The following is a 25399-nucleotide window of genomic DNA, read 5'->3' as shown; positions in this document are numbered from 1 at the left end:
ACCCATGATTGCTTCACCCCCCCTGCAGCTTCCCGGCAATGGAATCGCACGTCAGCTGCGGTGCCGTGTTCTGCAATCGCCGCTTGCGGGGGTGAGCGACCGGGTGTTTCGTGGCCTGGTTCGACGATGGGCTCCTGACGCCCTGCTCTTCACCGAAATGGTGAATGCCACCAGCCTCGAAATGGGGCATGGGCGCTGCAAGGTGGAGTCACTGGCCGACGAGTCCGGACCCATCGGCGTGCAACTGTTCGACCATCGCCCCCAGGCCATGGCCGATGCGGCACGGCGGGCCGAAGCCAGTGGAGCCTTCCTGATCGACATCAACATGGGATGTCCCGTTCGGAAGATCGCTCGCAAAGGGGGTGGTTCCGGATTGATCCGTGATCCCGAACTGGCGATCCGGATCGTGGAAGCGGTGGCGGATGCCGTGGCATTGCCCGTCACCGTGAAGACGCGCCTGGGATGGTGCGGAGGTGATGCTGATCCCGTGCGGTGGTGCCAGCAACTGGAACGTGCAGGAGCTCAACTGCTCACGCTGCATGGACGCACCCGCGAACAGGGCTTCAAAGGCCCTGCCGACTGGAGCGCCATTACCCAGGTCCGTGAGGCCCTCACGATCCCCCTGATCGCGAATGGCGACATCAACACTCCCGAGGATGCTCTGCGCTGCCTGAATCAAACCGGCGCAGCCGGCGTGATGGTGGGCCGAGGGACCATGGGGTCCCCCTGGCTGGTGGGACAGATCGATGCCGCGCTGACCGGTCGTGCCATCCCCTCTACGCCCAACCCGACGGCACGGCTTGCGCTGGCTCGGGATCAATTGGACGATCTTGTGAAGGATCGCGGCGACCATGGGCTGTTGATCGCGAGAAAACACATGGGCTGGACCTGCACGGGCTTCCCCGGGGCATCGCGACTGCGTCATGACCTGATGCGGGCCCCCACACCCGCCCAGGCCAGGGAACTGCTCAATCAGCAGATCGACGCTCTTGCCGCGTCCGCTTGACTGGACGCTCCGACGGTCAGGGCGTGGCGCCTTCAAGCGGCAAGGACAACACGCTTGATGCCAATGCCTGGCAGCGCTGGCAGTCCGGATTGGCAAGCGCGGAGGAGATCCAGCGCTGGCAACAGCAGCTCAGCCAGCACCTTCCCCAGCTGCCGAAGGAGCTGCTGGATCCGTCTCTGCTGCCCGTCTCCCTGTTGCGTGATGCAACCCAGTGGGCCCCCACAGACAGCGGGATAGATCCCATCGACCTTCTCTCATCCCACAGGGATCTCACTGACGCCAAGCAGCTGTTGAGTAGCGGTCGCCTGCGCGAGATCGCCCTGGGACAGCGCAGCCTGTTCGCTGATCTGCCGCCGGTGCACCTCCAGGCCTACCGGGATGGGCTGAGACCAGCAGCACATCAGGGCTTCCTTAGTGCTCTGGAGCACCTGGCCGGCATCGGCCGTCAACGCTTCCAGCGAGGACTGCCCCTTGGCAAGGATCTCGATCGGTACCAGCCCCCCGCTCCAGACCCAGCACCAAGCGAGTCCATTCCCTCAGCGGCCTCGATGCTGGTGGTTCTCCACCAAACACAAGCGGAGGTCGAGGCCGAGCACATCCAGCCAGGGCAGGGGTGGGGCCAGATCCGCCACGCCTCTCTGGAGGATCCTTCCGGTTGGATGAGCGAGCCAACCCTCGATGGCGAAACCCTGGTCAGCTTCTGCCATGCCAGTGATCAGCTGGATCCCCAGGCGGCCCTGCGCATGGCGCAGTGTGCGATGAAACACCCTGCAGCGGTCTTGCTGACCAGCGATGAGACGCTGCGCTGGAGCGACGACCCAGGCATTCCGGCAGGGAACCGCCAGAACCGAACAGAGATCACAGCGTTTCGTCTGCTCTGCCGGGGATGCCTAGGCGGCCTGGTGACGATCCGCTGGTCAACGCTGCAACAACTGACACTGCCGACGTCCACCGGTTCGCTCCATGCCCTGCTGCTGGATCTGGCGCTGCAGGTTTGCGGACGCGGCGACGCCGTCGCCCACTGTTCAGAGGTGTTGCTACAGCGATCGATTCGGGCGAACCCGACCGTGCCCGACGTGGCCTCGCCGGCCGACCGCCATTGCTGGCCCCCTGAGCTCAGCGCTGAGATCCTGGCGATCACCCAGCGACACAGCCCAAGCTTTCTGGTGCCCGGTGGGCAACTCACTCCCGTTGATTCGCTGAGCGCCTGCCATCAGCTGCAACTCCGCACCGAACCCAACGTTTTGGTGTCGGTTCTGATCCCGTTTCGCGACCGGGTCGACCTCACCCAGAGCTGCGTCGACTCCCTGCGCCGCTGCGCCGGAGCTGTGGCCTATGAGCTGATCCTGATCGACAACGGCAGTGAGGAATCCTCCACCCAGGCCTGGCTGGAAGAACAGGCGCAGCTCGACGACGTGTGCGTGGTGCGGGTGGACGAACCGTTCAACTATTCGCGTCTCAACAACATCGGCCGACGCCATGCCCGTGGCAGCCATTTGTTGCTGCTGAACAACGACATTGAATTCCGATCAGCTGAGGTGCTTCAGGCCCTGCTGGACCCGTTCGCGTACCGCGGCACCACTGCTGTGGGGGCGAGGCTGCACTACCCCGACGGGAGCATCCAGCATCAAGGGGTCGCCGTGGTGAAGGGGGAACGGCGCTGTGTGGTTGAGCCCGGAAAACACCTGCACAGTGCCCCTGTGCTGGCCACGCTCACCCCCTTGCTGGTGCAGGAGGAGTTCACCGCAGCGACAGGGGCCTGCCTGATGCTCCGCTGCAGCGATTTCGATCGCATCCAAGGGTTCGATGAAGATCTCGCCGTGGTGTTCAACGATGTGGATCTCTGCCTGCGCCTCAGGCAGAGCGGTGGTTCGGTCGCCGTGACCCCCTTTGTGGAGATCGTTCATCACGAATCGATCAGTCGCGGCAAAGACCGCGAAGGCACCGCTCTGGCCCGGCATCAAAGGGAGTCCGGTCACCTGAGGGCCAAGCACGCCAGGTTGTTCGCCGAAGGTGATCCCCTCACCAGTCAGGGCATTCACCCCCACAGCAATCGCTACCAACCCAGGGAGACAGCGCCGCGATCGAAAGGGCCGGTTGCCGATGCCGTGCTGATGCACTGGAGGAATTCAAACTTCCAGCCCAGCCGCCAACGACCAATCGTTCTGCTGGCGCATTTTTCAGGCAACAACCGGTTTCGGGACGACCTCTTCCCACTGATTGATGAGTACCGACGCTTCGCCGATGTGATCGTTGTGTCGTCGGCCAGCGGGTTGCGGTGGCACCCGAGAACGCTGCATCGGCTGCGCCAACGCTGTGCGGCCATCGTTATTCGACGCAACCAGGGGTATGACTTCGGCAGCTGGAAAACAGCACTGAACCTGCATCGGCAGGACATTGAGCAGGCAGCATTCCTGGTGCTCACCAACGACAGCTTCTGGGGACCGGTTACTCCCCTCGACGACCTGTTCCAACGCCTGCATGCCAGTTCAGCGGACGTGATTGGGCTGACGGACGATCTGATGTACGAACCCCATCTGTCGTCAGCCTTCACTGCTTACAAACCCAAGGCACTGCAGTGCCCAGCCTTTGGCCGTTTCTGGGAGACATTGCAGATCTGGCCCCGCAAACGGGACCTGGTCAAACATTGCGAAGTCGGCCTGCCGGTGCAGCTGCAGGAAGCGGGGCTAAGGCTCGAGAGCCTCTACACCCACAACGCCAACGGCAATGTTCTGCACTACGACTGGAAGCACTTGATTGAGCAACGCGCCTTCCCCTTCCTCAAGGTGAGCCTTCTGCGGGACAACCCGACGCGACAACCCGTCGACACCTGGCCCGAAGTGATCGGCCAACGCAACCCTCAGCTGGCGGCCAGCATCCAACGACAACTGCGGCCCAAACCAGAATTGCAGCGGCTGTTTGAACGGCTTCGCCGTCGAGGGAACGGAAGTGATCGCAAGGGGTCTCGTGCTGTAATGGCGCCGACTTCACGCCGGTGAGCCAGCTGATGAGCACCGCATCCAAGCGACGGGGAATCATCCTGGCTGGCGGAAGTGGCACGCGGCTGCATCCGATCACCCAGGCCGTCAGCAAACAGCTGTTGCCGGTTTACGACAAGCCGATGATTTATTACCCGCTCAGCACCTTGATGCTGGCGGGGATTCGCGAGGTGTTGATCATCACCACCCCCCACGACAGGGAGGCTTTCCAGCGCTTGCTCGGCGATGGAAGCCGCTGGGGCATGACGATCGAGTACGCCGTGCAACCAAGCCCGGACGGATTGGCCCAGGCGTTTCTGATTGGTGCCGACTTCCTGGCGGGCCACTCCGCTGCTCTGGTGTTGGGGGACAACCTCTTCCATGGACACGATCTGGTGCCCCAGCTGGTGAACAGCAACGCTCAAGCCCAAGGGGCGACGGTCTTTGCCTACCCCGTTAGTGATCCCGAGCGTTATGGCGTGGCCGAGTTCGATGCCGATGGCCGCGTGCTGAGCCTGGAGGAAAAACCTCAACAGCCCAAGAGCCGCTACGCCGTGACGGGTTTGTACTTCTACGACGACAGCGTCGTGGAACGAGCCCGCCAGGTGAAGCCTTCGGCGCGCGGCGAGCTGGAGATCACCGATCTCAATCAGATGTATCTGGACGAAGGGCGGCTGCGGGTGGAGCTGATGGGCCGTGGCATGGCCTGGCTCGACACCGGCACCTGCGACTCCCTCAACGATGCAGGCAGCTACATCCGCACCCTGGAACACCGTCAGGGGCTCAAGGTGGGGTGCCCGGAGGAGGTGGCTTGGCGCCAGGGCTGGATCACAGCAGAACAGCTGAATCAGCTAGCGCAGCCCTTAAAGAAGAGTGGCTACGGCTCTTATCTCCTCCAGATGCTTGAGGAGAGCGTGAGCGATCACGCGGCCCTGCAAACCAGCCTGGAGGTAAGCCATGCAGCTTGAACAACTCACAACTCCCTCCGGCGCATTGATGCAGGGGCCCCTGCTGATTACGCCCCAGGCCTTCGGCGATGACCGTGGCTGGTTCTACGAAAGCTGGAACCAGCGCAAGTTCGATGAAGCCGTCGGCAAATCGGTGCTGTTCTCGCAAGACAACCACTCCCGCTCGGTCCGGGGTGTGCTTCGGGGACTGCACTATCAACTCGCACCGGAACCCCAGGCCAAGCTGGTGCGTGCCACGGTCGGATCGATTTACGACGTCGCCGTCGACATCCGGCGCGACTCGCCCACCTTCGGCGCTTGGGTCGGCGCCGAACTGAGTGCCGAAAACAAATGCCAGCTTTGGATTCCCGAAGGCTTCGCCCACGGCTTTCTCACCCTCAGCAGCGTTGCTGAAGTGCAGTACAAGGCACGGGGGTTCTGGAACAAAGCTTGTGAACGGGCCATCGTCTGGAATGACCCGGATCTGGCCATTGCCTGGCCGATCGATCAGCTAGAGGGCGGAGAGGTGAGCCTCTCTGGCAAAGATGCCGAAGCGCCGGGGTTCAAAGCCGCTGAAGCCGCGGGAGACGTTTTCCCATGAAGGTTCTGCTCACCGGAGCTGGCGGACAGCTTGGCCAGGCCCTGATCGCCTCGGTGCCCCATGGACTCGAGCTGGTGGCCACCAGCCGTCAAGATCTCGACCTGGCTGACCCTGAAGCCTGCCGTACGGCCGTTGAGCAGCATCAGCCTGACTGGGTTCTTAATGCAGGTGCATACACGGCCGTGGACAAAGCCGAATCGGAATCCGACCTGGCCCATGCCGTGAATGCCGGGGCACCGGAAGCCTTCGCCCGCGCTCTGGATCAACAGGGGGGCCGCCTGCTTCAGATCAGCACCGACTTTGTCTTCAATGGAACCCAAGGAAAGCCCTATCAACCCATGCAGGCCCGCGACCCTCTCGGGGTTTATGGCGCCAGCAAAGCAGCCGGAGAAGCAGCGGTGCAAAGCGGTCTCGGAACGGACGGACGGGGCCTGATCCTGCGCACCAGCTGGGTGATCGGCCCCGTTGGCAAGAACTTTGCCCTCACCATGCTGCGCCTTCATCGCGAGCGGGATCAACTGGGCGTCGTGGCCGATCAGGTGGGCTGTCCCACCAGCACCCTGACCCTGGCTCAGGCCTGTTGGAGAACCCTCCAGATCGCTGGAGAGAACGAGCTACCGGCTGTCATGCACTGGAGTGATGCCGGCGCTGCCAGCTGGTACGACGTTGCGGTAGCGGTGGGTCGGATCGGGGCTGAGCTAGGGCTGATCGACATGCCCGCAGAGGTTCAACCGATCACAACAGCGGACTATCCAACCCCAGCAGAGCGTCCGGCCTATTCGCTTCTGGACAGCACGAGCACCAGAGCAGCCCTGCAACTGAGCGGACAGCACTGGCAGCACGCTCTCAGGGATGTTTTGCAGCAGGCCAAAACCCCATGAAGCTCCACTGAGTTCAACGTCCCCTCCTCCTCACAACGCCCCACCCACTCCCTGACCAATGGTTTCGTCCATGCCTTCCGCCGCTGACCTGCTGGGAGATCGCCGCAGAGTTCTGGTGACGGGAGGTTCCGGCTTCATCGGAGGCGCCGTGGTCCGCAGGCTCCTGAGGGAGAGCACGGTCACAGTCTTCAATCTCGACAAGATGGGCTACGCCAGCGACCTGGCATCGATTGAGGAGATTCTCAGCGAGCTGGGCGACGCGGCGAAAGATCGGCACAGACTTCAACAAGTGGATCTGACCGATGAGGCAGCCGTTGAGGCTGCGGTGCGTGAGGCCGACCCGGATTTGGTGATGCACCTGGCAGCCGAAAGCCACGTGGATCGCTCGATCTCCGGACCTGGCGTGTTCATTGAGAGCAATATCACCGGGACTTACAACCTGCTGCAGGCAGTGCGGGGGCACTACGAAGGATTGAGTGGAGAGCGTCGAGAGGCCTTCCGGATGCACCACATCAGCACAGACGAGGTCTTCGGCTCACTTGGCGCTGAGGGACGCTTCTCAGAAACAACGCCCTACGACCCCCGCAGCCCCTACTCCGCCAGCAAGGCGGCGAGCGATCACCTGGTTCAGGCCTGGCACCATACGTTCGGCCTGCCCGTGGTGCTGACCAACTGCTCGAACAACTACGGCCCCTGGCAGTTCCCAGAAAAGCTCATTCCTGTGGTCACCTTGAAGGCGGCCGGAGGAGAGTCGATTCCTCTCTATGGGGATGGACTGAATGTGCGGGATTGGTTGTACGTGGAAGACCACGTGGACGCGCTACTTCTGGCCGCGTGCAAGGGTGAATCTGGTCGCAGTTACTGCGTGGGCGGCCACGGTGAACGCACCAACAAAGAAGTCGTTCACGCCATCTGCCAGCAGTTGGATCAGAGCTGCCCAGCATCAGCTCCCCATGCGGATTTAATTACGCCGGTGACCGACCGCCCGGGCCACGACCGCCGCTACGCAATTGACCCAGGCCGCATCAGTTCGGAACTAGGCTGGAGCCCACGCCATAATGTTGAGCAAGGCTTAGCGGAGACAGTGAATTGGTACTTGTCTCATCAGGAATGGTGCAGCAAAGTGCGTGAACGAGCGGGATATGATGGCAGCAGATTAGGAATGAAAACAACTCAAAAAAAAGCAAACGAATGATAATTTGCGACCTGCTTTTCTTAGACATCACAGAGGAGGGGCATGCCTAAACAACGTCATCCGCTCTCTGCTATTTCGCAAACGACCCGACAACTGTTGAAGCGATCTGCTTCTGCGGCGGGAAGGCAGAAAATTTTCCCCAAGGCACTACGACAGCATCTCAGTCGCCTGGGGGGAGCCAGACGACCAAGCCCGCCCAACAACAGGCGCAAAAAAATTACTCCTGAACTGCAGGAGTACATCAAAGACATACAAAGCAAAGAAATAAGCAAAACAATAATTCGCGACTTTCGCGAATTGGCTCATTATGCCTATGTGTTTGACATTGAACATTATAAATCTCAACTAGAGGTGGAAGAAGCGGAAGAGCTTAAAAGCATCGGCGACGTCATTCTTCATTACTGCAGATCAGGCAGCCTAGAGGGCATTGACCCGAGCAATTTATTCGACACAGAAAATTATTTCAGCAAATATCCCGACGTCAAAGAGAGTGGGCTCAACCCGATGGTTCACTGCTTCAAGTTTGGAATGAACGAACACCGCTATTCGATGGATAACATCCATTTCATGCGGAAGATGGCTGATATTAAAAGGCCTGAGCCAAGCGCTCTCAACGCAGCCATAGAAGATTTAATGACTAAAAAAATTGGCGTTTTTCTGCATATCTTTTACCCAGAACTAGGCGAAGAAATTGCCACCCGTCTTAAGAATATCCCGTGCAGCATCGACATCTTCATTTCCACAAAGGAAGATTCAGTCTTGTCGCTGAAAAATATTTTTAACCGAGTCGACAATGCCCAGAAAGTAGAAGTCAGACATTTCAGGAACATCGGACGAGACGTCGCTCCGTTCATCGTTGGCTTCAAGGATCAAATCCTCAACTACGACCTCATCCTGAAGCTCCACTCCAAAAAAAGCCCTCACAGCAATGCACTCAGCGGCTGGTTCCTTCACTGCCTAGACAACCTGATTGGCAGCGAAGTGATTACAGCCACCAATCTCAAAGCTCTTCAATCACCAGAGGTAGGCATTGTCTATCCGATTGAGAACTACGCTCTCAGCCTCGGAATCAAACACGATTCATGCTGGGGCCATGAAGATGGCAACTACACAAAGGCCAATCCATTCCTAAAACGCTTCAATCTCGACTACATCTCACGAGACAGCCAGTTCCGCTTCCCAACCGGGACAATGTTCTGGTGCAAGCCAGAGCTCCTTAAACCCATTCTTGACTGGGATCTCGACTGGAACGACTTTGATGAGGAAGGTGGGCAGATCGATGGGACCATCGCCCATAGCATTGAACGCCTGATTGGCCTTTCGGCAACCGAAATTTACAAGCAAAAGCTGAAGACAACATACTGCGGATACTTGCTTTCGAAACAATATTTCAGTGACAAATCCATCATCGAAGCTCGCAACAAACTGAGAATCGATGGCTTCGAGAAGGTCATTCAATTCAAGCCACAACAACTTGAAACAAACTGGTCACTGAAAAACAACACCAACAATAAAGCTCTACATATCCATTGGATTATTCCTAACTTTACACCTGGCCTTGGCGGCCACATGACTATTTTCAGAACAATTGATTATCTAGAAAACTCTGGGCACAAATGCACAATTTGGGTTCATTCCGAGCTCAAAGGGAATGACAAGCCAAGTCGCCTAAGCTACTTACACAAGCGTGTAATCGATCAATACTTCATCCCACTCAAAACAGACCAAGTTTACGTACTCGGCAACAGACAGAAGGATCTTGACCACATCAGCGGCGACGTCGTGATCGCGACAGATCGAATGAGCACATATCCAGTGCTTGGAATGAAAAAGTTTCAGAAAAGATTTTATTTTGTACAGGATTACGAGCCCTACTTTTTTGCACGAGGAAGTTCCAGCATCCTCACCGAACAATCATATGCATCTAGAAACAACTTTGCCTGCATTTGCGCAAGTCCTTGGCTAAAGCAAAAGATGGAAAGTTTTGGCAACTCAGCCATCTCTTTCCCGCTAGCTGTCGATCACAGTGTCTACCACCCCAACAACGATCAGAAACGCAGCTGTCACGCCATCGCCTTCTATGTGAGACGTAGCACGCCAAGACGGCTCTATGAACTGGGGCTGCTTGCTTTAAGAGCTTTGTTTGATCTGGGCGACCACTTCGAGGTCATCACCTTCGGCGAAAAAGATCTGCCTGACTTTGGAATTCCTGCGAAAGTTCACCACGCAGGAATTCTGAATGCCAACGACTTAGCAAACCTATATCGCCAATGCACGGTTGGGTTCGTACTTTCAGGAACCAACTACTCCTTGGTGCCCAATGAAATGATGGCTTGTGGGCTGCCCGTGGTTGATATCGATGCCGAACACACACGTCTCTGCTATGAAAAAGAAACAGTAGTCTTAGCAGAACCAACTCCCATAGGCCTGGCAAACGCGTTAAGCCGATTGCTGAATGATGCGTCGTTCCGAGAAAGCACTTCAAGCAAAGGACTCGCAGCCATCGAACAAATCAACTGGGATGCTTCAAACAAACTGATTGAGGCTTTTATTCTGGAATCACTTCCTTCAGAAACAGCAGCATTAAAGCCTGCAAAACCATCACCCCCCTTGGTCACTGTGGTGATCCCCGTTTACAACGGGGGAACAATGCTGAAAGACGTCGTTCAATCCTGTCTCGCACAAGATCTCAATGAAAAATTTGAGGTGTTACTGATCGACAGTTCATCCAGCGATGGATGTCTGGATTGTTTACCCAAGGATGAACGACTCCGCCTCCACAGGATTCGCAAGGAGGATTTCGGCCATGGGCGCACCCGCAACCTGGGAGTGGAGCTTGCCCGAGGGGAGTACGTCGCTTTCATCACGCAGGACGCCATCCCAGCGAATCGCATGTGGCTCATGAACCTGATCGCCCCACTGCAGAGCGATCCAAGTGTGGCCGGGGTCTTCGGCTGCCATATCGCCCATACCGATCATGGAGAACTCACCGCCCATGACCTTGACCAACACTTCAATCGTTGGATTTTTAGAAGCCATCGCCAACCGATCGAGCTCGATGCTGATCGACAGACCTCCAATGGCGTTGTCTCAACCCATGAACGCTTTTACTCCGACAACAATTCCTGCTTAAGGAAATCCATTTGGGAAGCTGTTCCACTTCCCGATGTCGTATATGGCGAGGATCAATTGTGGGCCCGCGAAATTCTTAGAAAAGGTTATAAAAAGGCCTATGCCTCAACAGCAGTGGTTCGCCATTCCCATGAATATGGCTTCCGGGAAGCGGTCTTACGCGCCAACACGGAATGGCATTTCTATGACCAAATGCTTGGCGAAAGATTGCCTGCGACCAAAGAACAGGTTCTACAAATGGTTGAACGATCTTGTACCAACGATCGCGCAGCCCAGAAGTTGTACCCAAACATCAGCGACAACGAACTGGTGCTACGCCGACGGCTTCATTTTGCAAGGGCCTGCGGCTATTATTTGGCTGGCAAAGGACACGGTGCAATACGGCCTTGAATTAATTAACCATGAGTGATCAAGATATCAACTCTTCCGCATCGCGTTGAGCAGGAAGCCACCAACGCCCCAAGCCACAATAATGATTCCGACAGAGGCAAGAAATGCTTGCCAGCGCCAGTTTTGATCAGGCTTAACAGGCAATTGAGGTTGACTGAGAACAACCACAAATTTCAACTGACGTTGACTCTCGCGACGACTATTGTCGGAGGCAAGACGAGCAGACTGCAAGGTTTGAGTCGCAAATTCAACATCAGAAACCAAGCCAGCCTCTTCAAGCGCAAGAGTATTCAAATCTCGTCCATTTTTACTTACAGCACGATCTCTCTCTTCGCGAATCTGAACCTCTAATTCACTCACTTGGTCTGCAATGAATGCGACTTCAGGTGCATTAGGGTCTCGGTATTGGCGACGCAATGCGGCTTCTTGAACTTTCAAATCAACCAGTTGAGATTCAAGCCCAGAGATATACGAACTAGCTGCTGATTGTTCAGTCAGCACACTTAGGTTTCCATGCTTTTCCTGAAAGAGCTCAAGACTTCTCTTGGCTACTTTGAGATTACTCTCGGCCAGTTCTACCTCTTTTCTCGCAAATTGATTTTGGTCAGCATTAATGGATTGATTCACCTCATTCACAAAGCGACGAGACTGCTTCAGCAACTCGATGTTGAGATTGAAAGCCTGCTTGGGTGAAAATCCCGATGTCGTCAGGATGACTGAACCACTCAAGGGCTGAGGAGCCACAGAGAGTTGTTTTCTGTAGAAGCCAAGCTGTGCCGGAGCAGAACTGTTAGCGGGCAATCCAGCACGAAGATCCGGAAGCTTGATACGGTAATCCTGCTCAAGTTTCTTGCCGTCAGGGAACAAGCGGGCCTTCACATCCGACGATTCGAGATAGACCTGCAGGTATTGACCATCCACAAGGGAGGTCAGTACCTGCGGTGCAGCAGCAGCGCCTGCCAACACCGAAGCCGATGATCCCTCGAGAGGTAAGGCCTGTTGAATTACAAACTCAGAAACTGAAGTATAGCGATCTCGCCCAATTACAAAACAATAGAACGCTGAGGTTGCCAGAAAGACTGAAATCAGGACCCTAGGCTTTGCAATCCTGTCCAACCGCTCACGCCATGCCGGTTTTGGCTGATCCGGAACCACGGAATTAGAAATCCGAAACGAAGATGGCAGCTCCTTTTGGAGAGAAGTGGAGGAGCTGGAAGGCGGGATTGATTCAGACATAACTAAAAATTAAACCAAGGCAAGCAACTGGGCAGGGAACAAGGGCTAATCATCATTGGCCTCCAGGAGCACTGACTCGTTGGTTCGGTAAAGAATCAAAGAAAATCCAAGAAGAATCATAGAACACCAAACCAAATAAGACAGAGAAATATCTGGTATCGGATATTCGTTATTCATCGAATACCTGAAAAGCTCAACGGCATGAAGAATTGGATTCCATGTTACGAACGGCCTTGTATACTCAGGAAGCTCGAAAGTAGCGAAAAATATTCCAGAAGTAAAAATAATCAATCGCTGCAAAATTCGCTTAAGAATTCTCGTAATCCACTTATTAAACCTGCCAAGAAATACAAGACAAATCCCAAAACCAAGCGCCATGAATACCGTCAACAAGTAGACACTGATTGCCAGGCCAGGACTATCGAGCTGAAAACTCCACGTAAAATACCAAACCAAACCAAGGATTGCCAACGATATGGTTGAAATAGCCCTGAAATCATTAACCAATAAAGCCAAGAGAATATCCAATGGCTGAATTCTTTTATAATAAAGAGGAGCCCTTAGCTTCAAGCCAGAAAGCGCCTTAATTGCCCCTTGCCTAAACAAAAAAGCAAGAGCAAATCCGGAAGCGATAAAAACAACAATATTGAAGTACATGTCCGTTGAACCACCCGCAGCAAACCTATTAGTACCCCTCAAAAAAGCAAAACCTACACGCATAACAATAAAGAACAACATGATCTGCAACGGAGTTACAATGCTCTCCCAGGCACCAATCGAAGTTCCTGTCGATTTTCTATTATTCTCATAGGTGGCTATCGCCAAAACAATTGCAATCTGACGCCAAATTGAATTGAAAAGCTTTCGCAAAAAAATCATGACTTCAAGAGCTCCTCAAGCGAAACCATCATCATCAAAACCATCATCAATAGATTCCAAATTAAGAAGATTTTGACCTATCACCAGTGGTTCTTCATCCGAGTCTGACACATCGGATGCTTCAAGATATTGATCAGCCCACTGAATCGACTCTGAAAGTCCACCTGCAAACAGAATCTGACCCAAGGAGCCCAGTACAAGGCCCTCGGTACAAAATTCGCGTTGAAAGCGGCTGTTGGTGGAGGTTGCGAAAAGAGACTTGCCCTCAAGCTGCCTCCACAAGAGTGATCGAAGCGGCTTCGCAGGCCTAGACATTAAAAATCTTGTGCTAGAAAATAAATAGCAGTCAAACGAAAAAAGAACGGACAATGCTAGAAAGAAAAAGTCTTTCTGCTCTTTTGAAAGCTCTTTAATAATAACGCTGGGGTATATCTCCTTTTCTGACAGCAGCCCCCAGAACTCATCCAAACCAACGCGAGATTTTTCAAGACAGTCGCTATAGACAGTAGAGAGAAAGCTGAGCGCGTGGGAGATCCGCAACTTGCTGTCCAAGCCGCCTTCGCCGCCGACAGGCCAGCCAATTACCCCATCACTAACTATTTCACCAGATACTGGAGGGACAAGGCCAGCAAGAGCAGAACTTAACTGGTATCGCAAAAATGCACTGTTTGTAATCACAGCGATTCTCCTTGCTTGCAGAAGCTCCCAATTCCACGGAGTCTGGAACGTAATTTGAGGGTTTGATTTATCGCAGCGAAGTGAAAGATTCCGGAACGTCAACACCGGCGTGGCTAAACCCGTCGCATCCACCACCACAGCCAAAAACGTCCCAAGGACGTGACGATACCACCGTGAAATGAAGCAGCTTCAGGAGTGGCTTGCAACCCAATCAAGAGCACCTTTCATCAGTCCGGTGCGACAACGCTTCTCCAAGCGATCCGTCACCAAATCCAGAGCGAGATACCCAGTGCGTCGCATTAGCGGCTGCGGTAATAGTGCCGCTGCTCCACTCGGTGAGAGCTCAAGACTCAGATCAGCCTTCGCCATCAGGCATTCCGGCTCTGGACGAATCCATGCCTGGCACTGGAACTGAACCAGATCCTGCAACCGGCCGAGTCCATGAATCGTGCAATGTTCAAACACGATGGTGAGTCGATCACCATCCCAACTAGAGCGAAATATCACCTCGGGCTGCAGCTGGAAATTCAGCAGCTGATAGGGACGAGACGCATAGAGGAAACGGCCGTTCTGCAGCCCCTCCACTCTTTTGCGATTCAACAGTGCTTTCATCGGACGGCCAGGCTGCGATAGGTATCCCTGCAGCTGAGCCAGGGATGCATCGGGCAACGGAAGAGCGACGCCATGGGAACGGTGAACCTGCACCGGACAACAAGGAAACGGTTGATGCGGAACGATGGCACGTCTGACGGAAGGTGATCACGGATGATCGAGTCAACGCTCGATCGCGCCGAGGCCCCGATGACGCAGCCGTTCAGGATTGAAACCGACAGCCTGGGTGGCATTGAGGTGGCATCTGAGGCGCTCTGGGGGGCCCAGACCCAGCGGTCGCTTCAGAACTTCGCCATCAGCAATGAACGGATCCCCCTCGAAATCATCCAGGCCCTGGCCTGGATCAAGCGCTCCTGCGCCACGGTGAACGGCCAGCATGAGCTTCTGAGCCTTCAACAGGTAGAGCTGATCTGCACGGCGGCCGATGCCATTGCCGCCGGCCAGCACAACGATCAGTTCCCACTTCGGGTCTGGCAGACCGGAAGTGGGACCCAGACGAACATGAACATCAACGAGGTAATCAGCAATCTGGCGTCCAAGGCGTCAGGCACCGCCCTCGGCAGTCACTGTCCGGTGCATCCCAATGACCACGTCAATCGATCGCAATCGACCAATGATGTGTTTCCCGCGGCCATCCATGTCGCCGCGGCCAAGCAGCTGAAAGATGGGCTGCTGCCAGCACTCGATGCCCTGGTGCATGCCTTCGATGCCAAAGCCCAGGCCTGGATGCCGATCGTCAAGATCGGCCGCACCCACCTGCAGGATGCGGTGCCCCTGCGCCTTGGCGATGAAGTCGCCGCATGGAGGGATCAACTCAAACAATCCCAGGGCTGGATTGAGGACTGCCTGATCAGCCTTGGCGACCTCCCCCTTGGGGGCACCGCGGTTGGCACGGGGTTAAACACCCCCCCGGGCTTCCGCCATGCCGTCGCGGACGAGCTAAGCCGGGTCGCTGGAGTTGATGTCCGTCCTGCGGAAAATCTGTTCGCGGTCATGGCCGGCCATGACGCCCTCGTCCATGCGATGGGGCTGCTTCGCCTTCTATCCGTGGCCCTACTGCGCATCGCCAACGACATCCGTCTGCTCGGATGCGGCCCCAGGGCCGGTCTGGGCGAGCTACAGCTCCCCGCCAATGAACCGGGGAGTTCGATCATGCCGGGAAAAATCAATCCCACCCAATGCGAGGCCATGGCGATGGTCTGCACCCAGGTGATCGGACTCGACGGCGCCGTAGCGGCCGCCGGCGCAGGTGGCCATCTGCAGATGAATGTCTACAAACCCTTAATCGGCTTCAACCTATTGCAGTCGATACGGATGCTCAAGGACGCCATCACCAGCTTCCGCCAGAACCTGGTGGAGGGATTGGAGCCGGATCTAGAACAGATTCAAAGGTTCGTCGATCGCTCCTTGATGCTGGTCACCGCTTTGACCCCCAGCATCGGTTACGAGAAGGCAAGCGCTATCGCTCAACATGCCCACCATCACGGGCTGACGCTGAAGCAGGCGGCCCTGGAGCTAGGTCACATCACGGAAGCGGACTTCGATCAACAGGTGGATCCCAGCGCGATGGCCGCTCCTGACGCCTGAGCTCAGGCCGCCCGCTCTGTTGCCGGGTTGAGAGCAGCGGAGGATGGAACCAGATCCTCAGCCTCCGCCACCGGGAAGCGATTGATGGCTTTCAGAGCCTGCCGGGCATGGCTACGTAGCTGCTCGCTGATGGCCTCGCAATAGGGAACCTGGGCAAGCAGATCCACGGTGCGGCGCATGATGCGCACCACATCGCCCTCGTCCAACGATGTATTGGCAATCAAATCGTTCCAGGTTGTTCCCCTGGCCCAGGCATCCACCAAGCCCATCAACTCGGGTTCCCACCAGGCTGGTACCACCACTCCTGCGCGTTCCTGGGCCCGAAGCAGCTCGCGACGTAAGCCAGATAAATCCTGAAGGGCCTCCTCTGCCGCAGCAGGCGGCGGAAAGCCACTCCAAAGGTCAGGGCGATTGACCTCCGTGCTGATCGCCTCAAACACCGCCGCCAGGTCAGGGGGTGAGAGGTCATCGAGATGACCACTCATCAGAGCCAGCCCCAGCCACAGCTCGTTGTCGCCCCGCAACGCGGCAACGGTGCGGCCAATCTCCGTGGGATCCAGCTCGTCAAGACATCCAAACTGTTGAAGGATGTCCATCAAGGCCAGGAAGGTTTCCCAGTGACGGTTGGCCCGTTGATGCAGCACCTGCTGACGTTCAGCGATCTCGAGTTCCAGATCCTCCATGCGGCGGCGGTGCTTCTTGAGCTGCTTGCGATCCCCCCAGCGATGGGCCGGATGCTGCTCCTGCTCCTGTTCGAGATCTCGGACCAGCCGGGCTTGGGTCAACACTTCCCCGGCCAAGTCGTATTGCGGGGTGGTCATGTCGTGGCGCCGGGCCATATGGGCTACCGCCAAGGCCAAACCACCACTGGCCTGATCGCCATGACGCAACTCTCCCGAGCGGGTCAACTCTGGTAACTCCAGCCCATCCACCTGAAGACAACTGAGCTCTGCATGGATGCTCACCACGGCCTGACAGGGAAGCAGGATCCAGACGTTGTCATCGGTCAGACAGAGCAGCAGCGGAAACTGACCAGGACCCTTCACCTTCTCGACAATCACCGCTGGTGCGACGCGCCCTCGTAGCTGTGGTGACTTCAAGCTGACCAAGGTGCCGGTGCTGGCGAACTGAAGAGCCATCGTCAGCTCGTTGGCCAGCGTTTCCTCAGCCTGTTGCTGGAGAATGCGAAGCAAGCGCCGCTCTTCGCGGAGCCGCCCACGCATTTTCTCGTAGTCCTCGAAGTCTTCCCAGGGGATATCTCCGGCAACTCCCTCAAGCTGGCTGAGTTGCAGCCGCAGTTGCGAAAGATTGTCTTCGTCCTCCACGAGGTCGAGACCCGCCAGGTAGCGGCCAAAACTGCGTTCCACCAGCTCCCTGGCCTTGGCCAGGTCGTGGCGCTGCAGCAAGTTGAGAACCATCCCGTAGCTGGGGGTGAACTGGCTCACCAAAGGGTCGGCAGGACTCGTCGCGAGCTGTCCGGCCTCACGCACGCCCTCAAAGCGGCTCTGAACCGTCACGACGTAGCCCTGGGAATCGAGACCACGCCGGCCGGCACGACCCGCCATCTGGAGAAACTCACTGCCCATCAGTGGGCGATGCCCGCGTTCGGTTCGCTTGGACATCGCTGCGATCACCGTGCTGCGGGCGGGCATGTTGATGCCGGCGGCCAAGGTCTCCGTCGCGAAGACCACTTTCACCAGCCCTTGCTGAAACAGCTCCTCAATCAACTCCTTCCAGGCGGGCAGAACACCGGCGTGGTGTGCCGCGATACCCCGTAACAGGGCGTCGGCATGGATTCCATCTCGGACAGCCTCAGGGTTGTCGTCGCTGTAGGCCGTCAAGCGAGCCTTGATCCGCGCCTGCTCCTCCTTGGTGACCAGACACTGCACACCAAGATCCCGAACCGCCTTGTCACATCCACGTCGACTGAAGATGAAATAAATCGCCGGGAGCATCTGCCGCTCGGCCATCTGGGCCACAACAAAACTGATTGGTGGTGGTTCCGGTTGAGGCGGTCTCTGGGAGCGTCCCTTGCGCTTTTGCCCCTTGGGCGCTCGCCAGACCTTGCAGTTGGGATGCAGTCCGGTTCCAGCATCATTCAGCAAAGGGTGCAAACCCTTGGCGCTGCAGAAACTGAACTGAAGAGGAACCGGTCGGTGATCACTCATCACCAAGGTGGTCGGACCATGAACCTTTTCGATCCAGTCGGTCAGCTGGCCTGCATTCGCGACCGTGGCGGAGAGAGCCACGAGCTGCACCGGCGGGGGGCAGTGAATGATCGACTCCTCCCAGACCGTGCCGCGCTGGGAGTCATTCATGTAGTGGCACTCATCCAGCACCACAGCTTCCACATCAGCCAGGGGATCATCGTGCTCATCCGCCTCGGCGTAGAGCATGTTGCGGAAGATCTCCGTGGTCATCACCACGATGGATGCCTCGCGATTCATGCTGAGGTCACCGGTCATCAGCCCCACGTTCTCAACGCCGAACTGAGCACGGAAATCTCTCAATTTCTGATTGGACAGGGCCTTCAGTGGTGTGGTGTAAAAGACCTTCTGGCCGTGGGCCAGGGCGCGATGGATGGCGTATTCCCCGATCAGCGTCTTGCCAGATCCTGTGGGGGCACTGACCACAACCGAGTGCCCATGATTGAGGGCATCCATGGCCTCAAGCTGGAAATCATCCAGCGGGAATGGAAAGATTTCTGAGGGATTCAGTGCTGCACTGCGATCGACATCGGGCTCTGATGAAGGCGTGGCCGGTGTCGATTGGTTCATCGAACAATCCTAAGGAGGCCTGCTGAGCCTTCCCTTCAACGAAGCGATAAGCCAGGCCAATGCCATCAATTAGATGTGCCGACAACCTTTGACGGAAGCGACCTAGATCGTGAAAATAAGAAAGAGAATGCTTCGAGCCTTGGTGAGCCCACCGGGGCTTTTTTTGTGCCAGGAAACCCAGCTTCAAAAGGGTGACAGAGACACACCGCCGGTGCCATGACAGAGGGAATGAAACGCACTCTGCTGTGACCACCACCCAGCTCACCAAGCCGCGGCCGGCTGAAGACACCCTGATTGATGCACTGCGGGGCTGCCGCGACGTCAAGGAGCTGAAGGCCCTCGAACAACGCCTGGCATCCAGCACCGATGCCCCACCGCTGTTCACCTGGATCTGTGATCTGCTCGTGGCACGACGCATCTCCCGCGGGCTCGCCGCCCGTCTGCTGTTCGAACTCCACGGTGGGGGCTTGACTTAAGACGACTGACGAAGCGAAGGAGTTGGCCGCCGCCTCCAGAGGGCGGCAAGAGCGCTGCCGATCAAACAGTGAATGACAGCGGAAATGGCGCCCGGTAACGCCGTGAGGGGACTGGCGAACCCTCCACTTCGAGCGAGCACTACCGCCAATCCCGAGTTCTGCATCCCGACCTCAATGCTGATGGTGCGCTGGGCCTGCACGGTTTGGCCCATCAGCCGCGGAATCAGCCAACCCAGCAAAAAACCGCCGCCATGCAATAGGAGGCAAGCCAGGATCAACACGGGGCCTTGTTGACGCAGCACCGCTGTCTGACTGCCGACGATGCTGGAGACGATCATCACGATGGACATCACTGCCAAAGGGGGCATCACCGGCTCAATCCGCTGGGCCACACCGGGAAGACCACGCTTGAGCACTACCCCGACGGTGACAGGCAGCAGCACCACCTGAAGCACAGTCAAGAACAGAGCCCAACCGTCCACCGGCACATACTGACTGGCGAGAACCTGCGTGAGACGTGGAGTCAGCACAACAGCAGCCAGGGTGCTGATGGTTGTCATGACCACCGAAAGCGCCACATCACCGCGGCCGATCAGTGCCACCACATTGCTGGCGGTCCCCCCCGGGCAACAGCCGACAAGAATCAAACCCACTGCCAGAGGTGCGGGCAGGTGCAGGGCCGCCGCAATGACTGCTGCGAGGGCCGGCATCACCAGGAACTGAGCCAGCACCCCGAGCAGCATGGCGCGCGGCCTGCGACCAACGCGCAGAAAGTCTGCCGGCGTCAGCCCCACGCCCATGCCCAACATGATCACGCCCAGTCCAAGGGCAATCAGTGGCCCCCTGAACCAGACAAAGAGGGGTGGATGCACCAGGGCTAGAACAGCTCCCAGCAACGTCCACAGCGGAAAAAGCAGAGTAAAACGCTCCCAGGTCATCACGATCAGAGGACTGCGGCCATCCTTGATCAGGGCGGGTTCCAAACTGTTGTGATGCGGGACCAGGCTTTTCCCATTCATCCGGCGCGCCGCCGTCGCCTGCGGAGTTGGGACTCCGGCCGGGAACCCTGGCAACTGCGAGATCCGTCTGGAACGCGCCAACTTCTCGATCTGGCCAGCAACGACTACCTCGGCCTCAGCCGGCATCCCACTGTCGTCGCGGCGGCGATGGAAGCCATGGCCTCCGATGGGGTCGGGGCCGGTGGCTCTCGACTCATCACAGGCACCCGACCACGTCATCTGGAGCTGGAGTCGGGCCTCGCCACCTGGTTGGATCGGAATCGGGTGCTGCTGTTCCCCAGTGGATTTCAAGCCAATATCGCCGCCGTAACAGCCCTGAGTGAACGGCACACCACCGTGTTGGTGGACCGGCTGATTCACCACTCGCTGCTGGCAGGCATCCGCACGAGTGGTGCACGGCTGCAACGATTTGCCCACAACGATCTTCAGGATCTCGACCAGCGTCTGCAGCGGCTGAAGCACGCAACGACAACACCTCTGGTCGTGACCGAAAGCCTGTTCAGCATGGAAGGCACCAGTCCCGACCTAAAAGGCATGGCCGACCTGTGTGCCCACCACGGTGCACATCTGCTGGTCGACGAAGCCCATGGCCTAGGCGTGCTGGGCCCAGAAGGCCGCGGGCTTTGCCATGGACTGCGACAGCCTGTGGCTTTGGTCAGCGGCACCTTCGGGAAGGCTTTCGGCAGCGGAGGCGCTTTTCTCGCAGGGGATAACACCACGATGGAACGGCTGCTTCAAACCAGTGGAGCCTTCCGTTACACCACGGCCCTGGCGCCACCGCTGGTGGCTGGGGCCCAAGCCGCCCTGAACTTGATCCAGTCCAACCCGACCTGGGGCTCCGAGCTATGCCAACGGTCTGAATCCTGGAGAACAGCACTCATGAACCAGGGCTGGCCGCGCCCCCCAGGGAGCGGACCAGTTCTCCCCTTGCTGGTCGGTGGGGACCAAGACGCTCTCGACCTTCAGCAAGAGCTGGAGCAGGCCGGTCTGCTTTCGGTCGCGATCCGACCACCCACAGTGCCTGAGGGCACCGCCCGATTGCGCCTGGTGCTGCGGCGGGACCTGCCGGAGGGCACATTGGAGCAACTGCTCGCAGCCCTCTGCGCTCGATGATGCAGATCCTGGCAATGCATGGTTGGGCAGGCCACGCCGGCGCTTGGTCCCACTGGCGAAAGCACTTCGAGCAGGGGGGGGCCACCTGGAACGTCGCCGAACGGGGCTATGGCAGTGAGAAGCCCATTCCACCGGCATGGACCACCGGCCCAAAACGAAACGGCCCGGAGCGAACGGGCCCGGAACGAAACGTGCTGATCGTCCACTCCCTGGGGCTCCATCTGCTGCCAGCATCCGTCCTGGAGAAGGCATCGGCAGTGGTGCTGCTTGGCAGCTTCACCAGATTTGTGCCGGATGGGCGAGCAGGGCGCTCTATCGGGGCCGCTCTACAGGGAATGCAGGCAGCCCTGGGCACTGACCAGGAACTGCCGATGCTGGAACGCTTCCTCGACAAAGCAGCTTCACCTCATGCCCTCAGCGCCCTGCCCCCCAACCCCCTGCTGCAGGGCCTGACGACCCTGGGGCGCCAGCGTCTCCAGGAGGATCTGGACCTGCTGGGGGACTGCCGCACTCTGCCGACGGGGTGGCCAGAAACCGTTCCTGTTCTGGTGGTGCAGGGCGAACGGGATGCAATCGTGCCTGCAGAATCAGCGCAACAGCTCATCGATGCGCTGGGGCATCAACCGCTGACCCTCCATCGCGACCCGACATGGGGTCACGCGCTGATCACGCAAAGGGTCTTCGTGGTGGTAAAGCGATGGCTGGAGGGCCTGTGATTCGCTCCGACCAAGTTCTGGAGCGGTTCAGTCGCGCAGCACCGACCTACGCAACCGACGCCCTGCTGCAACGGGCAATGGCCTGGCGTCTCGCCCAACTGAGCCGACGCTGCGCGATCCCGCGCGGCCTTTGGGCTGATCTGGGCAGCGGTACCGGTCATCTCGCCGCGGCCCTGGAGGCCATTCACCCCGGGCAGAAGGTGATGCGCATCGATGGGAGTGCAGCCATGCTGAGAAGCCATCCCAGCGGGGTGCAGATCCTGCGGCATGACCTGAGCAGCGGACTGCCGGACTTGCCGGTACCACCTCAACTGCTGGCCTCCAGCTTTGTTCTTCATTGGCTGCCGGATCCGGCGCAGCAACTTCGGACCTGGGTGGATGCGCTAGCGGACCAAGGCTGGCTGGCCCTAGCGGTGCCGATTGATGGCAGTTTTCCGCAATGGCAGCAGGCCGCCCAAAAGGCCAGTCAGAACTGCACCGCCTTGACCATGCCAGTGCGGGATCAACTGATGGCGGCCCTCCCCGATGGCGTGGTGCAACTGGAACAGTGCCTGAGCTTCACCCAGCACGCCGCCAATCCGCTGAAGCTGCTGCGACCCATGAGCAACGTTGGCGCTTCGGTAACCAACGCCGGCCAACTCACCCCAGGTCAGTGGAAGGCCCTCTTCCGGGCTTGGCCCCAATCCGATCAGTCGCCACGGTTCACCCTGACATGGAAGATGTTGATCCTGATGGTGAAGCGATGAACAACAGCTTCAGTCGACTGGTGGTTTGCGGAACGGACACGGACGTTGGCAAGACCGTGGTGAGTGCATGGCTGGTGCAGGGACTTGAAGCCAGCTACTGGAAACCGGTACAGAGCGGACTTGAGGGCGGTGGTGACAGGGAACGGGTGCGCCAGCTCTTGGACCTCCCTCCGGAACGGATGCTGCCCGAGGCCTATTCCTTCCAAGAGCCGGTCTCCCCCCACTGGGCCGCCGAACTGGACGAAACTGTTCTCGACCCGGCCCAACTCCAGATTCCCAACCATCAGGGGGGCCTGGTGGTTGAGACAGCTGGAGGTCTGATGGTCCCCCTCACCCGCAGCTGGCTCCAGATCGATCAACTGGTGCAGTGGCAGTTGCCGATCGTGCTGGTCGCCCGGAGTGGGCTTGGAACCCTTAATCACACCCTGCTCAGCCTGGAAGCATTGCGAAAACGCAATCTCACGGTGCTGGGACTGATCCTGAACGGCCCTCTGCATCAGGACAACCCCGGCACCCTCGAACAGTTCGGTGATGTTCCGGTGCTAGCGCAACTCCCACCGCAAGCCTCACTCTCAGCAACAGTTCTGGAGCGGCTTTGGCATGAGCAGGATCTCAGCACTAAATTTCAACAGGCGCTGAACCGAACTTCCCTGTGACTTCCCGTCAAACCCTGGCGACTCTGGCTGTTTCAGCACTGTGCGTGGGCATTCTGGTGCTGTTCACCGATATCGAAGTGCAGCTCGTGCGATGGGTGAACTGCAGCGCCATCGCCACAGAGGCAGAAAAGAACAGTGACGTGTGCCGTTGAGGGATCAGCCCAGGGATTTTGACCCCGTAGGGCAGGTACCTAACCGCATCGCTGCATGGCGTACTGCGATCCGCAGGGGCCAGCCCTGACGGAGTTCAGCCTGAATGACCTCCAGCTGGGAAGACGACCAGCCCCGCAGCTCAAGATCACTGCGGATCGATTGCCAGTCGCCCTCCGGAAGGACAAGGCGTCGCGTTACAGGGCGACGCACTGCAGACCCCTCAGGCCTGCTTGGGACGGCAAAACGCTTGGACTGACGACGGGTGCGTGTGGCAGCCATCCAGGGCATCAGTAACAGCTCCAGATCCAATATGGCAAAAGCTGCAGCTGCTGCCATGGGGCCAATACGACATCCAAATCTTTGGCCCCCCTTCACGCAGATGGCTAAAGCAGCCAGCGCTCAACGGGTGGTCTCTGGGGACGGTGCCCTGCTGATCCGCGAGGAAGGAGAGCCCCTGATCGATGCCATCAGCAGCTGGTGGGTCACCCTGCATGGCCATGCCCATCCGGTGCTGGCCAAAGCGATCGCCGATCAGGCCGCCTGCCTCGAGCAGGTGATCTTTGCCGACTTCACCCACGAGCCCGCGGAGCAACTAGCGGTGCGACTGAGCGGAATCTGCGGTCTGCAACGCCTGTTTTTTTCCGATAACGGGTCAACCGCGGTGGAAGTGGCCCTCAAGATCGCTTGCCAGTGGTGGGCCAACCGGGGACAACCTCGCCATCAGATCGTCGCCTTCGACGGGGCATACCACGGAGACACCTTCGGTGCGATGGCCGTTGGTGAACGCAACCTGTTCAGCGCGCCCTTCGAAGACAAGCTCTTTCCCGTCGCCCGTGTTCCCTGGCCAGCCACCTGGTGGGACGACGATGACGTGGAGGCCAAGGAATCGGCGGCGCTGGAGGTGCTCGAACGCGTGCTGAAGACGCCGACAGCGGCAGTGATTCTCGAGCCTCTGCTTCAGGGAGCCGGCGGAATGGCCATGGTGCGGCCTGAATTTCTGCGGCAGGTGGAAGCACGAACCCGCCAGGCAGGATCGCTGCTCATCGCCGACGAGGTGCTGACAGGCTTCGGACGCTGTGGCGACTGGTTCGCCAGCCGGCGTGCGGGCATCCGGCCCGATCTGATGGCCCTTTCCAAAGGGTTGACGGGTGGATGCCTGCCGATGGGCGTCACCATGGCCAGTGAAGAGGTGTTCGAAGCCTTCGTCGGCGAAGACCCATGCTTGACCCTCTGGCACGGCCACAGCTTCACCGCCAATCCACTGGGATGTGCCGCGGCCAACGCCAGCCTCGACCTGCTGGAGCGCAACCCCGCCGCATTTCAACAGTTTGAAAAACGGCATCGACCGCATTTAGAGCAGCTGGCACGGCATCCGCGGGTTCAGCGCCCTCGATTGACGGGGACTGTCGCCGGCTTCGATCTCGTTGTGGATGGGACCTCCGGCTACCTCAACCCGGCGGGGCCGAAATTGAAGCGACTGGCCATGGAAAACGGAGTCTTCCTAAGACCCCTGGGCCAGGTGGTCTATCTGCTGCCACCGCTCTGCATCAGCGATGCCCAGCTGGAACGGTGCTACGCGGTCATCGCGATGGCCCTCGATCAGCTCTGAGCTCTTTTGGCC

Annotated in this window: 22 protein-coding genes; 15 read left to right on the top strand and 7 right to left on the bottom strand. The window is 58.1% G+C overall.

Annotated features, from left to right (window positions below; all coding sequences use genetic code 11):
• Positions 1-4 precede the first annotated feature (4 nt).
• Genes dusB through DXY30_RS02760 form a run of 7 tightly spaced genes read left to right on the top strand, consistent with a single transcriptional unit; the run spans position 5 to position 11130 of the window.
• Positions 5-1006: a tRNA dihydrouridine synthase DusB gene (dusB, locus tag DXY30_RS02790; RefSeq protein WP_115093265.1), complete on the top strand. Its 1002-nt coding sequence runs from the start codon at positions 5-7 to the stop codon at positions 1004-1006.
• A complete protein-coding gene (locus DXY30_RS02785; RefSeq protein ID WP_115093264.1) occupies positions 1003-4005 on the top strand; it encodes a rhamnan synthesis F family protein in 3003 nt (1000 codons plus the stop codon). The genes dusB and DXY30_RS02785 overlap by 4 nt, the downstream gene beginning before the upstream one ends.
• Positions 4006-4013: 8 nt before the next feature.
• A complete protein-coding gene (gene rfbA / locus DXY30_RS02780) occupies positions 4014-4952 on the top strand; it encodes a glucose-1-phosphate thymidylyltransferase RfbA (protein WP_115093319.1) in 939 nt (312 codons plus the stop codon).
• On the top strand, positions 4942-5532 hold the full coding sequence (rfbC, locus tag DXY30_RS02775; RefSeq protein ID WP_115093263.1) for a dTDP-4-dehydrorhamnose 3,5-epimerase: 591 nt from the start codon (positions 4942-4944) through the stop codon (positions 5530-5532). The genes rfbA and rfbC overlap by 11 nt, the downstream gene beginning before the upstream one ends.
• Positions 5529-6413: a dTDP-4-dehydrorhamnose reductase gene (gene rfbD / locus DXY30_RS02770; protein ID WP_115093262.1), complete on the top strand. Its 885-nt coding sequence runs from the start codon at positions 5529-5531 to the stop codon at positions 6411-6413. Before rfbC ends, rfbD begins: the two co-directional genes overlap by 4 nt.
• 58 nt (positions 6414-6471) lie before the next feature.
• Positions 6472-7608, top strand: coding sequence for a dTDP-glucose 4,6-dehydratase (gene rfbB / locus DXY30_RS02765; protein ID WP_115093261.1), 1137 nt, complete (start codon positions 6472-6474; stop codon positions 7606-7608).
• Between the two features lie 42 nt (positions 7609-7650).
• A complete protein-coding gene (locus DXY30_RS02760; RefSeq protein WP_115093260.1) occupies positions 7651-11130 on the top strand; it encodes a rhamnan synthesis F family protein in 3480 nt (1159 codons plus the stop codon).
• A gap of 27 nt (positions 11131-11157) precedes the next feature.
• On the opposite strand, the gene DXY30_RS02755 is transcribed toward DXY30_RS02760, so the two are convergent.
• The 4 genes from DXY30_RS02755 to DXY30_RS02740 form a co-directional block, all read right to left on the bottom strand.
• Positions 11158-12285: a sugar ABC transporter gene (locus tag DXY30_RS02755; RefSeq protein ID WP_244281220.1), complete on the bottom strand. Its 1128-nt coding sequence runs from the start codon at positions 12283-12285 to the stop codon at positions 11158-11160.
• Between the two features lie 126 nt (positions 12286-12411).
• The gene (locus DXY30_RS02750; RefSeq protein ID WP_115093258.1) at positions 12412-13245 is read right to left on the bottom strand and encodes an ABC transporter permease; all 834 of its coding nucleotides are present in this window, start codon (positions 13243-13245) and stop codon (positions 12412-12414) included.
• 15 nt (positions 13246-13260) lie between these two features.
• Complete coding sequence (locus tag DXY30_RS13500) at positions 13261-14067, bottom strand: hypothetical protein (protein WP_137006775.1); 807 nt, start codon at positions 14065-14067, stop codon at positions 13261-13263.
• A gap of 45 nt (positions 14068-14112) precedes the next feature.
• A complete protein-coding gene (locus DXY30_RS02740; RefSeq protein ID WP_115093256.1) occupies positions 14113-14628 on the bottom strand; it encodes a DUF1997 domain-containing protein in 516 nt (171 codons plus the stop codon).
• 60 nt (positions 14629-14688) lie between these two features.
• Between DXY30_RS02740 and DXY30_RS02735 the strand changes: the two genes are divergently transcribed.
• Positions 14689-16122: a class II fumarate hydratase gene (locus DXY30_RS02735; RefSeq protein WP_115093255.1), complete on the top strand. Its 1434-nt coding sequence runs from the start codon at positions 14689-14691 to the stop codon at positions 16120-16122.
• Positions 16123-16124: 2 nt separating this feature from the next.
• Here the strand turns inward: DXY30_RS02735 and DXY30_RS02730 are convergent, their stop codons facing one another.
• On the bottom strand, positions 16125-18899 hold the full coding sequence (locus DXY30_RS02730) for an RNA helicase (RefSeq protein WP_115093254.1): 2775 nt from the start codon (positions 18897-18899) through the stop codon (positions 16125-16127).
• Positions 18900-19144: 245 nt separating this feature from the next.
• Here DXY30_RS02730 and DXY30_RS02725 point away from each other — a divergent pair, with 245 nt between their 5' ends.
• The gene (locus DXY30_RS02725; protein WP_115022205.1) at positions 19145-19375 is read left to right on the top strand and encodes a hypothetical protein; all 231 of its coding nucleotides are present in this window, start codon (positions 19145-19147) and stop codon (positions 19373-19375) included.
• Here the strand turns inward: DXY30_RS02725 and DXY30_RS02720 are convergent.
• Positions 19372-20313, bottom strand: coding sequence for a bile acid:sodium symporter family protein (locus DXY30_RS02720; RefSeq protein WP_115093318.1), 942 nt, complete (start codon positions 20311-20313; stop codon positions 19372-19374). The genes DXY30_RS02725 and DXY30_RS02720 overlap by 4 nt on opposite strands.
• Positions 20314-20367: 54 nt before the next feature.
• Here DXY30_RS02720 and DXY30_RS02715 point away from each other — a divergent pair, with 54 nt between their 5' ends.
• The 5 genes from DXY30_RS02715 to DXY30_RS13875 are packed head-to-tail and all read left to right on the top strand — an operon-like array spanning position 20368 to position 23777.
• Complete coding sequence (locus DXY30_RS02715; protein WP_115093253.1) at positions 20368-21507, top strand: 8-amino-7-oxononanoate synthase; 1140 nt, start codon at positions 20368-20370, stop codon at positions 21505-21507.
• Entirely contained in the window at positions 21507-22223 is a 717-nt protein-coding gene (locus DXY30_RS02710) for an alpha/beta hydrolase (RefSeq protein ID WP_244281218.1), read from the top strand. Before DXY30_RS02715 ends, DXY30_RS02710 begins: the two co-directional genes overlap by 1 nt.
• Positions 22205-22969: a methyltransferase domain-containing protein gene (locus DXY30_RS02705; RefSeq protein WP_115093251.1), complete on the top strand. Its 765-nt coding sequence runs from the start codon at positions 22205-22207 to the stop codon at positions 22967-22969. Before DXY30_RS02710 ends, DXY30_RS02705 begins: the two co-directional genes overlap by 19 nt.
• Complete coding sequence (gene bioD / locus DXY30_RS02700) at positions 22966-23625, top strand: dethiobiotin synthase (protein WP_115093317.1); 660 nt, start codon at positions 22966-22968, stop codon at positions 23623-23625. Before DXY30_RS02705 ends, bioD begins: the two co-directional genes overlap by 4 nt.
• A complete protein-coding gene (locus tag DXY30_RS13875) occupies positions 23622-23777 on the top strand; it encodes a hypothetical protein (RefSeq protein ID WP_170951106.1) in 156 nt (51 codons plus the stop codon). Before bioD ends, DXY30_RS13875 begins: the two co-directional genes overlap by 4 nt.
• 4 nt (positions 23778-23781) lie before the next feature.
• Here the strand turns inward: DXY30_RS13875 and DXY30_RS02695 are convergent, their stop codons facing one another.
• A complete protein-coding gene (locus tag DXY30_RS02695; RefSeq protein WP_244281216.1) occupies positions 23782-24114 on the bottom strand; it encodes a hypothetical protein in 333 nt (110 codons plus the stop codon).
• On the opposite strand from DXY30_RS02695, the gene bioA reads away from it, so the two are divergent.
• Positions 24089-25387, top strand: coding sequence for an adenosylmethionine--8-amino-7-oxononanoate transaminase (gene bioA / locus DXY30_RS02690; RefSeq protein WP_115093250.1), 1299 nt, complete (start codon positions 24089-24091; stop codon positions 25385-25387). The two genes, DXY30_RS02695 and bioA, sit on opposite strands and share 26 nt — an antisense overlap.
• Positions 25388-25399: the final 12 nt, after the last annotated feature.

The organism is Synechococcus sp. UW106 (genome assembly GCF_900474015.1).
In the GTDB taxonomy this organism is placed as follows: domain Bacteria; phylum Cyanobacteriota; class Cyanobacteriia; order PCC-6307; family Cyanobiaceae; genus Parasynechococcus.
This window is presented reverse-complemented; position numbering and strand designations above follow the sequence as displayed.